This is a genomic window from Desulforegulaceae bacterium, assembly GCA_034006035.1.
Lineage (GTDB): Bacteria > Desulfobacterota > Desulfobacteria > Desulfobacterales > JACKCP01 > JACKCP01.
In genome coordinates, this window is record JAVETN010000020.1 from 25,032 (window position 1) to 37,539 (window position 12,508).

A 12,508-nucleotide genomic window follows, 5' to 3' on the forward strand; every position below is an offset into this window, starting at 1 on the left:
ATCAATTTAGGGATTAACAGAAACTTTGCCCATTTTTGTCAAAGAATTAAGGTTTACATCATACAATGATTCTGCCTGAATGGAAGGGATTGTAAAATCTCCTTCAAACCCTGCTCTGAATTTATACTTAAATGTCATAATCTGAGGAGCAGCAGTCAGATAAAATACAGCCCTGTCTTCTCTGACATCAATATATTCTGCTTTTTTAATTCCTGAATTTTTTCTTAGACTTTCAAGATCCGGATAAAATCCTCCGGGAAACAAATCTATAACAGCAATATTTGGCTCCATTTTTCCTGTAAGAGATCTTATTTTTATCACTGCTTCATAGTCCTTGCCTCTTTTTGGATTTTCAAGCTTGTTTCCTTCAAAGTCAAAATATTCTCTTATCACCTCAACTTTATTACTCACAGGTTTAACTTCTTCAATATCATCATAACCACTTTGGGAAACAAGATAGTAAAAAGGAGTTTTTGAATTAATTGAAATAGATTTTATTCCTGTTGAAAACTCAAGTTCATGAATCTTTGAAGCCCCAAGTGTTTCCATTGTTTTATTTTTATCTGAATCTATAAATTCAACTGTTGTTTCATCTGAAGATTCTTCATCAAGATTAAATGAAAGAGCAAGAATTGTAAGGGCTGAAGAAGTTGTATTAAAATTTCCGATGTATACAGGCTCTAAAAGCTTATCAATTCCTGATTTAAAAATTTTGTCAAAATTTGAGGGAAAATGTTTCCCCAAAATATAAAGATAAAAAGGATAAGCATTGGCTGGATTAAACCAATAATCATCTTCAGGGTTGTATTGTTCAAAATCAAAGCTTTCTATTTTTTTGTCAGCTTCATAATCACTTCTCAAAAGCTTAAGCGAAGCTGCTGCAAAAACAGAAACAATATCGTTTTTTATTTCTTTTTTGTCGTAATTATCTTCCATATCCTGAAGATGGTTTGAAGTTCTATGGCCAAGTCTTGTTAAAAGATAAACACTGTAACTTTTTATTCTTTTTTCAAAAACACCTTCTTCTACAGAAGAGGCCTTTTCTTCAAGATAAGAAACACTTCTTTGAAGAATAGTTTCAGGAATATCAAAACCACTTTGTTTTGTTTCAATTAAAAAGTGAATTGAGTAAAGCGAAGAAAAAGCATGCTCTTTACTTCCAGGCCACATTGAAAAACCTCCATTTGAAGTCTGTCTTTGCCTTAAAGCTTTAATGGCATTTGAAACATTTTCAAAGGCATCTATATCAATACCTGCCTTTGAAAACACTAAAGCTGGAAAAGCTTTGCTTACAAGCTGTTCTGTGCATTCATGGGGAAATTTATCAAGCCAGGTATAAAGCCCTTTTACAAAAATAAGGGGAGATTTTGAAACAAGAACTGTTTGCTTTGAAAAATCATTTATAAGACTTCTGTCAATTTTTATATTCTTTTTACCTGAACCTGAAAACCCTGAAACAATTGTTGTTTTATAGGGAACAAAAGGTCTTATGCTTATTGACGCTGAAGTTGTTGAGCTTGTATCTCCTGAAGTTGCATAAAATTTCAGTTTTGCATTTCCAGGCTCATTTTTTGTCTCAACAATAAACTCCACAGTTTTTTCACTGTTTTCATCAATATTTATTATTTTTGAAGTTTCACCTTTAATTGTTAATTTATCATCTGCTTCCATTTTTACAGTAATTGGACAATTTTTTCCCGAACCTTTAAGAAGATTTGAAACATTTAAGGTAACTTTAAAACTGTCTTTGAATGTAACAGCAAGAGGAGAAGTTGGAGAAAGAACAAAAGGAGCTCTTGCAAGAACAGGCTTTTTTGAAAAACCCATGGATGATTTTTCAGCACTTACAGCCATTACTTTCAATGTCCCGTTAAAAGTATCTGGAACCTTCCATTTTACTGATTTTTTATTTTGATCCGAATCAAGAATTCCAAACCATTTCACTGCAGGATCGTTTATTGTTCTTTTAAAAGGATTTAAGTTTGCAGCAAGAAGCTTTGCTGATTCTTCATATCTTGCTCCCCCGCCTATCCCTAGTTTTTCCCTGATTATTCGAAATTCAGGAATAACAAGATCTGCAATTTGAGCAGTATCTACTTCAAGAGCTCTTTTTTTCAAAAAATGATCCAAAGGCAGGGGATAATTGTAGTCTCCTGCCTGTAAAATTCCTTCATCTGCTATAAAAATAGCAGTTTTGGCCTTTTTATCCGTTGAATAAAAAATTTCAAGTTCATCCCCTGGCTTTATATTTTCAGCTACTTCAATCAAAGGGTTTAATACTCTTTTAGATTTTTCTATATAAAAAGGTTTTACAAAATAGGTTGAAGGAGATTCAAAAATTGAAGGATCATCAAAGGCTCTAGCCATTGAAACTGAAAAATATGCGTTTCCCTCAATACTTGAAGGGATCTCCATTACCTGAATTGTTCTTGAGCTTGTAGCTTTAAACCATTTATGGACATACACTCTTTCCGATTCAATGGTTAATAGTCCAAATCCCCGGTACGGAGTTATAATTTCTGCTTCAAGAAATTCACCGGGCTTATAATCTTTTTTGGAAAGTTTTACATCCACCACAGCAGTTTTTTCAATTTTTCCAGCTTCGTTTAAAGCTCCGGCAACAAAGTATTCTATTCTTGATAAAAGCTTTCCATTGTCAAAAATTTCATAAACATAGTCTCCTGGTTCTTCTGTAAAAAGCTGGATTTTAGACCCTTTTTCAGAAATTGAAAAATTTTCTTCTTTTTTAACTTCCTCTTTTTTTACAATTTTATATTCATATGTTTTATCAGGTTTTTGAACAAGAGCCTGAATTTCCTTTGCTTTTTTAAATTTTAAAACAAGATTTTCTTTGGAAATTTTTTCAAGTTCATTATTAATTGCAATAAAATCCAGATGATTTTTGGAATTTTTTCTTAAATAAGAAAGATTTGAAGAAGTCTTATATCCTACAAGATAATCCATTGGGCATATAAAAGCTCTGTTTGAAGCATCAACACTTTTTGCATCTCCTTTTTCAAAACCTTTTATATTTAGAAAAAGCCTGTAAGTTCCTTTATCAAAGGAGTCAAAATCAAGATCAAAAAAGGTTTTTCCATCAATATCTGTATTTTTTGATCCAAGACTTCTTGAAATTGTTTTTAAAACCCTGTCAGAAGAATAAAAAGGATCTGTAAATGAATAATTTTTATACTCATCAAAGGTAAAACTTGAAGGAACAAGCTTGAAATCAGCTGTTACCTTGTTATTCTGGGCAGGGGTTCCAAAAAGATTTAAAAGAGTTACTTCTGTTTTTAAATTTTCCGGAATAAGCCAGCCTTTATCTGATTTTGAAAGTTTTGAAGATATTTTCAGTCTGTCAGGTTCAAATGTTTCAATTTTTACAGTTTCTAAACCAAGGGTTGATTCTCTATAGCCTTTGTCTGAAACCAGATAAAGCTCAATAGTCCATCTACCTGTTGGATCTGTTTGTTCTGTTTTAAATGAAATATCAAAAAAGCCAGAATCTGATACTTTAATTCTTTTTTTAAGTCTTTCATTTCCCCTTGAATCATAAATACTGTATTCAACAGGAATTCCCCGGGGAATTTCAAATCCTTTATGTCTTACAATAGCACCAAGGTTAAACTCTTCTCCAGGCCTGTAAATCCCCCTATCTGAAAAAAGAAAAGCATTAATTCTGTCAGGATTTGCATACCTGCTTCTTACACCTCCTGTATCAAAGGAAGAATGGTTCAAAGTCCTGGCTGGATCACCTAACTTAATAAAAGATATATCATTTCCTGATTTAACTGTGATTGCCACAGGTTGCTTTTCATTTGTAAAATCATTTAAAGATTGAATAAAAACATAGCCGTATTCATCTGTATATGAATCAAGAACTGAAATTCCGTTTTTACCAAGCACTGAAACCTTTGCCATATTTACTGGAGATTCTTTTGACAGAGAATGGACAAAAACATTTATTGCACCATCATAATTAGTTTTTAAAAGAATGAGAAGATCTGTTAAAAGAATGCAGCGTCTGTCATTTACATTGTAGTAATCATATCTGTTTTCATATGGATCATAACTATTTGCTTCAATAAAAAAATAGCCGGGTTTTTTTCCGTCCTGATTTAAAAACTCAGAAAGATTAAGACTTGAATATGAGGCAATTTTTGGATGTTTTGGATTTAAAGGAATTATTTTTTCAAATCTTTCACCAAGATTTTCTTTATTTAAATAATAATGTGAAAAATCAAGCCTTGAAATATCTCCGCCTGCCTGGGTTATAAGATGCTGAAGCTGATTTTCAAGAAGTCTGTAAATTACTACTTTGATTCCTTTAACTCCCCTGGATTTAAATGAGATGGTCTTGTCCCCTGAAAGAGATAAAAGACCGCCACTTCCAATAATTTCAATCTCTTTAGGATAATCTGGAGTGCTTAAAACATCGCTGAATCCCTTGGAGAAATAATATCCAGAATCTGACTTGAGCCCCCGCTCAATTTCAATGTAAATATCTCTTCTCTCCTCAAGATCAAGCTTGATACCAAAGGATCTGGAGGATTCTCTTTCATTGGGAGCAAAACTGAAATTAACTTTTTGAGCTGTTTCAAGAAGAGAATCTGAAATTTCTCCGGGAGAATTCCATCTTGTGTTGTTCTTTTTTCTGGGCAAAAGCCAGATTTTCACCTTTTTTTCAAGTTCTTTTTGCAAAACTTCAGCAGTAAACATAAGAACAATTGTCTGAACCGGCTCATTTTTTTCATTATTTACAATTTGTGAGCTTATATTTTCAACTTTAAAAAAGTTTTCCATTGAAGGAATTGCAATTCTTGATTCAACAGAATTTTTTGTTGAAGCCTCCCCATGGGAAGTTTTTATTCCCTTTTCAATAAACAAATCAAGGTATTGAGTATTTTCTTTAATTTCAACGGGCTTGGAATGAATAAAAAGAGTTTTAGCTTTTTCATCAAATTCAAGGTCATAATTTATGGGCTTTTTATTGATTTCAAGTTTTATTTTTTGGCTTAAATCAGAATCTTTAAAAACCGGATAATTAAAAGAAACTGCAAAAATTCCCTTATGAATTTTTTTATTTTTTGGGTCTGTATAAAATTTTGATGAAGATGTGTCAGCTTTAAATTCCGGAGTTTTAAACTTTATATAATAATCTTTAATCAAAAGATTTTTTAAAAAAATACTTTTATTAAAACTTATTTTATATTCAGTATCAGCTTTCCAGTTTTCACTGGGATTAAATACAATGAGATTATCCCCTTTAAACTCAAAAAAACCATTTATTGAAGGGCTTATTTTAATTCCTGATTCTATTTTTTTATCTGAAAAGTTAATATCTGCAACAGAAAAAAATTCATTAGATCCTTCCTTAGAAAAACTTATTTCAACTTTGCCGGGCTTTTCAATCAGATTTATATCAGGTGGAATAACCTGTGGAGAAAGGTAGTCTGATTTTTTCTTGGTAAGATAAACACAACCAGCAAGACTTATTACAACAACAAAAGAAACAATAAAAGTAAATGCCTTGGAAAGGCCTGGTTTTTCAGATTTTAAATTTTTCAATGAATAAAACCAGGGAGGTGGTGTCCAGCCTGGTTTTCCAATAAAAAAAACTATAAATTTAAAAATTGAATTAAGTATTTTTTTCATAATCATTCACCCTGCTTTTAAAGGATACTTTGATAGGAACTTAAAATAATAGTTATTCAGTTTAAACTGCCACCTCGACAAACTGATTTTTTTCTCAGCTTATAATTGAAAATATTTACCTTACAATATTTAAACCACTTCTTTTTAATTATCAAGAAGTAGAATTTATAATACTAGTGATTTTCATTGTCTTCAAAGACCTTTTTCCTGTCCACAGCTCTTTTTGGAATAGAAATATGGCCTCAAAAATATAAAAATTTTATTTTCCCATTTTCTTTGTATAAATATTGATAAAAAAACAAGTTAACAATGTTAAAAACAACCCTAAGATACTGAAAATAAAGATTTAGTTTTCAACATTTTTATAAACATTACCAATTGTAATTTATCAAATCTTTTTAAAATCTTAATCATAAAACTTTGTGCACTCATTTATTAAATAGAAAAAAACAAAAACCAAGACTTTAAATTATTGACTTTCAGTCATTGTTTTGTTACCAGGTATTCTTATGAAAACTACACTAGTTAACACATCAGGTTATTTCTTTTTTTATTTCTTCAAATATTTTATTTGCCCGCCTGAGGTGTTAGTGGTTTAATCTTAAAAAAATTAACCATTTAAAAGGCCGCAGGCGGGAATGCCGGCGGCCTTTTTTTTGATCAAATTTCCTTTCCTGACTTCAAAAAAAATTGCCGGACAAAACCTGCAGCCATACACAAAGGAGTAAAAATGCTACTTGGTAAAGCTGTAAGACTTGAAAGAATTTTCAACAGAAACACTAGAAAAACAATTATTGTTCCAATGGATCATGGGGTAAGTGTTGGCCCAATTTACGGAGTTGTTGATTTAAAAGGTTCTGTGGACAAAGTGGCAGAAGGCGGAGCCAATGCAGTATTAATGCACAAAGGACTTCCAAGACGAACCCACAGGGGAGCAGGAAGAGATATAGGACTTATAATTCATTTATCTGCAAGTACTTCCCTTTCTCTTCATCCAAATGCCAAAACCCTTGTGGGAACAGTTGAAGATGCATTAAGGCTTGGTGCTGATGCAGTTTCTGTTCACATAAACCTTGGAGACGAAACTGAAAGGGAAATGTTAAAGCAGCTAGGAGAAATATGCTCGATAGCAGGAACCTGGGGAATGCCTGTTCTTGCAATGATGTATGCCAGAGGCCCAAAAATTAAAGATGAATATGATGTTGAAGCCGTAAAACATTGTGCAAGAGTTGCAGAAGAACTTGGTGCTGACGTTGTAAAAGTTGCCTATACAGGTTCACCGGAAACCTTTGCCCAAGTAGTTGAAGGCTGTTATATTCCTGTTGTAATTGCAGGAGGCCCCAAAATGGGTAGCCATCTTGAAATAGTTCAGATGGTCTATGATTCAATTCAGGCAGGAGGAGCCGGAATTTCTGTTGGAAGAAATATTTTCCAGGACGACAATCCAGCCAAACTTGTAAGGGCTCTTCACGGTGTTGTACATGAAGGAATTAATGTTGAAAAAGCAATGAAATTTTTGAAAAACTAAACTTTAGTTTTAGTTCGATTAAAAAATTATAGTTTCAGCATAAGTCAAAAAACTTGAAAACATAAGACTTAGATGGTAGTTCCTTTTTTTCAAAAGGCTGGCTTTTTACAAAAAAAACCCGGCCTTTTGAATCAAAGCAATCTAAACAGGAAAAATATAATGAAATTCAGGCCATGTATTGATCTCCACGACGGTGTTGTAAAACAAATTGTAGGCTCTTCACTTTCAGATAATCCCAGCCAAAAACTTGAAACCAATTTTGTATCAAAAAAACCTCCTGAATGGTTTGCAGATTTATACAAAAAAGACAATCTTACAGGCGGCCACATAATTCAGCTTGGAAAAGGAAATGAAGACGCCGCAAAAAACCTTTCAGCATGGCCAAAAGGAATGTAGGTAGGCGGGGGAATAAACACTGACAATGCCTTTTTTTGGCTTGATAACGGAGCTCAGGCTCTTATTGTCACTTCCTATGTTTTCCATGACGGAGTAATTGATGAAAAAAGACTTGAAAAGCTTTCAAAATTAGTTGGAAAAAACCGCCTTGTTCTTGACTTAAGCTGCAGAAAAAAAGATGGTTATTATTATATAGTTACAAATAGATGGCAGAATTTTACAAATGAAAAAGTTACAAATAAACTTCTTGATTACCTTTCAAAATACTGTTTTGAGTATCTTATTCATGCTGTTGATGTTGAAGGAAAATGCAGCGGAATTGAAACAGAACTTGTAAAGCTTCTTGCAAAATCATCTAAAATTACTGTTACCTATGCAGGCGGAATAAGTTCAGAAGAACATATTGAACAAATAAAAGTTATGGGAAAAGGGCTGATTGATTTTACTGTTGGAAGTGCCCTTGATATTTTTGGGGGAACAGGGCTTAAATATCAAGAACTTGCTGAAAAATACAGATAGAAAAAAATAACAGATACAGCATAATTTAAAAAAACTATCTTTCCTGTCATTTTAATCCAGAGGACTTTTCACGCTGTTAATATCTTTTTGCATTACATGGGTATAAACTTCTGTGGTTTTAACATCGGAGTGGCCCATAAGTTCCTGCAGAACCCTTATATTTACACCATTTTCAAGCATATGAGTTGCAAAAGAATGCCTTAGGGTATGGCATGTTGCCTTTTTATAAATTTTAGCATTTGTTACAGCTCTTTTTAGTGCTTTCTGCAATCCCGATTCCATTACATGGTGCCTTCTTACAATATTTGTATAGGGATCTTTACTGTGTTTTTTTGAAGGAAAAACATACTGCCATCCAAATTCTTTTGCAGCTTTTGGATATTTCTTTCCCAGTGCGCCTGGAAGATACACTTCTCCAAATCCGTTTTCCAGATCTTCATCATGAAGTTCTTTCACCCGGTTTACATGAATTTGAAGCTCATCTTTTAAAGACATTGGCAAAACAGTTATCCTGTCTTTATTTCCTTTCCCGGCCCTTACATAAATCTGCTTATTTTCAAAATCAATATCCTGAATTCTAAGTCTTACACATTCCATAAGCCTAAGCCCGCTTCCATACATTAGCCTTGCCATCAAAAGATGTGTTCCTGACATATGCATAAAAAGTTTTTTAATTTCATTTTTTGTCATTACAACAGGAAAATGTTTTCTTTGTTTTGCCCTTACAGGTTCAATCATTCCTTCAATATTTATATCAAGAACATTTCTATATAAAAAAACAAGAGCATTAAGAGCCTGTTTCTGGGTTGAGGCCGAAACCTTTTCTTCAACAGCAAGATAGCTCAAAAAAGAATCAAGCTCTTTTTTCCCCATTAATGAAGGATGTTTTTTTGACCCGTGAAATTTTATATATCTTACTATCCAGGCACAATATGTCTGCTCTGTGCGGTATGCATAGTGATGATACCTTAAAACCTCTTTAACCTGGTCCATTAATTTCAAATCAGGATTTGGTTTGAACTTTATTGTTTGATTGATTTTCATGAGGCTGCCTTTGGATATTGAATTTATTCAAAGAATATTTTTTTATTTGGGAAATAAATCAATTTTTCCATAAATACCTATAAATATAAAATATAATGGAAATTTACTTTTTATAAAATAATGTAATAAATCAATTTTTATTCAAAATATTCTTTAATTTCAGGATATTAAAAATTAAATCTTTAATTAATTGACAAGTTTTTTAAATAATGGTTTTGTTATTTACAATTTACTTTAAATATCTTTTTTTGAAAAGTGGAATTATTTTATCTTTATTTTCAGTTTTTTCCACTTAAATATTTGATAAACTGGAAAAAATTCTATTATATAAGCGTTATAAGTGGATTTTTTCCATATATAAACACTGTTATGAGCAGGGAATATGGAAGAACTTCTCAGTCAAATTGAACATTCTATAGAAAACGGCACGTACCTTTTGGGCCTGTATGTAGCCCTCGCGCTGCCGGACATTTGCGGGGCATTGGAATCACACAACGGTGTGGCAAATGGGAACAGGTACAAAGCATGGTTCAATAAGTGGGTCTCCCACAAATACGATGGCCAGCTAACTGGCGAACAATGCTACGCATATCGTTGTGGGATCTTGCATCAGGGGCGGGCCAACCATAACAACCTCGGTTACTCACGGATTATCTTTCTGGAACCAGGGTCAAATATGACCTTACATCGAAATACTCTAAACGACGCATACAATATCGATCTGAAAATATTCTGTAGCGACATCGTTTCGGGAGTTCAGGATTGGCTCAAAACCATGGGAGGCCACGCCAGTTTTCAGAAGAACTATGACCATTTTATGAAAAGACACGAAAATGGACTCGCGCCCTACATCGTAGGCGTGCCAGTAATCGGCTAATCTCATAACCAGTGCAGGCACGGCGACGCCCTTTCCATTGCGCCTTCGGCTTCATTCCAAGGGCGCGCATGCTGCAAGCGTTAGATGAGAGAGATACAGAATGAATGAACACCATAGTAAATGGCTAACAAAGGAACTATCAGAAACCTTTTCTGAAGGCGTACGCGGGGCTATACCCGGTGCAAACCTTCAGTTGGAAATAATCATCAAGCTAATAAGCGTGTGGAGCCCTTGTCCTTCCACAATTTTGGATTTGGGCTGTGGTGATGGAATTCTTGGGCGCATGTTACTTACGAAGTACCCTGCGGCGCATACTGTTTTTGCAGATTTTTCTGAACCAATGCTTGAAAAAGTGCGTAAAAAAATTGGTGATAGCAAAATGGCAAAGGTCAGACAGATCGATTTCGCAACGTCAGACTGGATTAATGCTGTTAAGGCTCAAACACCTTTTGATATCATTGTATCGGGATTTGCCATACATCATCAGCCTGATGATCGTAAGAAGGCTTTGTATACTGAAATTTACAATCTTCTTAAAGAAGGTGGCATTTTTTTAAACCTCGACCAAGTGCGTTCTGAAACTTTCGCCATAAGTGAAATTTTTGACAGCTTCTTCCTTGAAAATATTCGGTGTTCTCTCCCGAATCCCGATCAAAATGAAATGATGGATCAAATCGAAAAAGCATACTATGAAGATAAAAAGGAGAATATTCCAGCACCTGTTGATATACAATGCCAATGGCTTCGCGACATAGGTTTCCAAGAGGTAGATTGCTTTTTCAAAACATTTGAATTGGGTTTATTTGGAGGTAAAAAATCATCTAACAAGGCTAATGCAGCCGACGCAAAAAGCCGCGCGGCTGATTAGCGGCGTTAACTTGTCAATAATATTTATCAGGAGTGCTCAATGAGCATATCAACAAGAAAAATTATTCATTACAGCATCAAAATAGAAAACAATAAAACTGGTAATGTGGTTGATGCTGTTAAATTACAAGAATGCTTTCGTGCTATAATGAAGCTCAAAAATCAAAAAAGAGTTTATGATAATCCCAGTTTAAATCGTTTTCATTTGTTGTTTTCATATACAGAAAATAACGAATTTGCATGGGGTTACTTCAAATCGGCAAAATATAATCATAGACCGGATCTGATAGACAAGGAAAATCTGTCAGAGAGAAGTAATCCTAAAAGAATGACTGAGGGTGAAGGTGAAAAAACACACTTTGCAATGGGTGTAAAAAATAATGAAATACTACTTCTGCTTGAAGTCAAAAGAGATGGAGTTCAAATAAATACATTTCAAACATATTTGGAACCATATTTAAAGAAAATCAATCAAAATTATATTTTCAACATAGGTCTTTCAATCACAGGAGATTTTAATGAAAAGCTTAAAGAATTGGAGCGTGTTTCATCAGTTGAGATATATACTCCATATATACAAGTAAGTGACTCCTTCGGTAGTAAAATACCTATAGACCAAGGAGATATACAAGAGGACGCAATTGTTACCTTTAAAGCTCAAAGAGCTAAATCATTGAAGAAAACAGCAAAGGCTGTTTATAATATTTTCTCAAATACTAAGAAGGATGAGGTTTCAAGGGTTAGAGTCTACGGCAAAACCTATAGCCAATCAACAATATTAATAGATACCAACAGACTTAAAGACCACGACACAATCAAGGTCGAATTAGATGATAATGGTCAAGTGATGACTCAAACTATATTACCAGCCATCAAACAATTGGTAGAGGAAATTTTATGAAGTTTCTATATACAGATTTTAGCTTTACCATAATTGATTATATTTTCACAATCAAGAAGAGAGAGATAGTTTATGAGTGGCTTGTCCCTCTCGCATTTTCAATTCTCGTCTATTTTAAAATTAATGACATTCCTGGAATTACTATTAATTGCGACTTTATAAAATCAATAATCTCTATTTTAATAAATATGTTCGCTATCTTGGTTGGATTTACTATGGCGGCAATTGCAATTTTTACAACAGCAGATATTTCTAAAATTGAAATTCTTGGAAAAGAAAGTGAAAGAAAAATTCACGGTAAACCAATAAGCAATTACCGCTTCGTGTTTTTAAATCTTATTTATTCGGCAATATCAAGCCTGTTTATGTTGTTATTGACTTTGTTTTTTACAGTACTCCTTTATTTTGACAAATATTCCTTATTCATAATAGCTATTTTATGTTTCGGCACTTTACATGTGCTTTTGCTTTCTATAAGAAATATTACAACATTATATTTTATATTCTTTAATCAAAAATAAGTTAACAATTCAATGCAGGGGACGCAAAAAGCAGCGCCCCTGATTACAACGTTGGGTTTCAAAAAAAGGATTTACTAGTTTTGGTAGCCTAAAATTGACCCACTAAAGCACAAAATTGCAGCTGAAAATTGACCCACCCAAAGAAAACTTCTGATAATCTGAAAATATACAAAGACCAGATATCAGGAGAGAGGGGATGA

9 protein-coding genes are annotated in these 12,508 nt (G+C 33.4%); 7 read left to right on the forward strand and 2 right to left on the reverse strand.

Going from position 1 to position 12,508, the window contains the following annotated elements; translation table 11 throughout:
- Positions 1–6 precede the first annotated feature (6 nt).
- Positions 7–5,655, reverse strand: coding sequence for an MG2 domain-containing protein (locus RBR53_11640; GenBank protein ID MDY0133303.1), 5,649 nt, complete (start codon positions 5,653–5,655; stop codon positions 7–9).
- Between the two features lie 730 nt (positions 5,656–6,385).
- Between RBR53_11640 and RBR53_11645 the strand changes: the two genes are divergently transcribed.
- The 3 genes from RBR53_11645 to RBR53_11655 all read left to right on the forward strand — a co-directional run bounded on the left by RBR53_11645 (position 6,386) and on the right by RBR53_11655 (position 8,098).
- Complete coding sequence (locus tag RBR53_11645; GenBank protein MDY0133304.1) at positions 6,386–7,183, forward strand: 2-amino-3,7-dideoxy-D-threo-hept-6-ulosonate synthase; 798 nt, start codon at positions 6,386–6,388, stop codon at positions 7,181–7,183.
- Between the two features lie 159 nt (positions 7,184–7,342).
- Positions 7,343–7,579 carry a hypothetical protein gene (locus tag RBR53_11650; GenBank protein MDY0133305.1) on the forward strand — a complete coding sequence of 79 codons (237 nt, stop codon included), beginning with the start codon at positions 7,343–7,345 and terminating at the stop codon, positions 7,577–7,579.
- Positions 7,580–7,591: 12 nt separating this feature from the next.
- On the forward strand, positions 7,592–8,098 hold the full coding sequence (locus RBR53_11655; GenBank protein ID MDY0133306.1) for a HisA/HisF-related TIM barrel protein: 507 nt from the start codon (positions 7,592–7,594) through the stop codon (positions 8,096–8,098).
- A 51-nt stretch (positions 8,099–8,149) separates the two neighbouring features.
- On the opposite strand, the gene RBR53_11660 is transcribed toward RBR53_11655, so the two are convergent.
- Positions 8,150–9,142: an integron integrase gene (locus RBR53_11660; GenBank protein MDY0133307.1), complete on the reverse strand. Its 993-nt coding sequence runs from the start codon at positions 9,140–9,142 to the stop codon at positions 8,150–8,152.
- Between the two features lie 382 nt (positions 9,143–9,524).
- On the opposite strand from RBR53_11660, the gene RBR53_11665 reads away from it, so the two are divergent.
- From RBR53_11665 to RBR53_11680, 4 genes are all read left to right on the forward strand, one after another.
- Complete coding sequence (locus tag RBR53_11665; protein ID MDY0133308.1) at positions 9,525–10,019, forward strand: hypothetical protein; 495 nt, start codon at positions 9,525–9,527, stop codon at positions 10,017–10,019.
- A 100-nt stretch (positions 10,020–10,119) separates the two neighbouring features.
- The gene (locus tag RBR53_11670; protein ID MDY0133309.1) at positions 10,120–10,887 is read left to right on the forward strand and encodes a class I SAM-dependent methyltransferase; all 768 of its coding nucleotides are present in this window, start codon (positions 10,120–10,122) and stop codon (positions 10,885–10,887) included.
- A gap of 39 nt (positions 10,888–10,926) precedes the next feature.
- Positions 10,927–11,787: a hypothetical protein gene (locus RBR53_11675; GenBank protein ID MDY0133310.1), complete on the forward strand. Its 861-nt coding sequence runs from the start codon at positions 10,927–10,929 to the stop codon at positions 11,785–11,787.
- Entirely contained in the window at positions 11,784–12,308 is a 525-nt protein-coding gene (locus RBR53_11680) for a hypothetical protein (protein MDY0133311.1), read from the forward strand. Before RBR53_11675 ends, RBR53_11680 begins: the two co-directional genes overlap by 4 nt.
- The last annotated feature ends 200 nt before the right edge of the window (positions 12,309–12,508 follow it).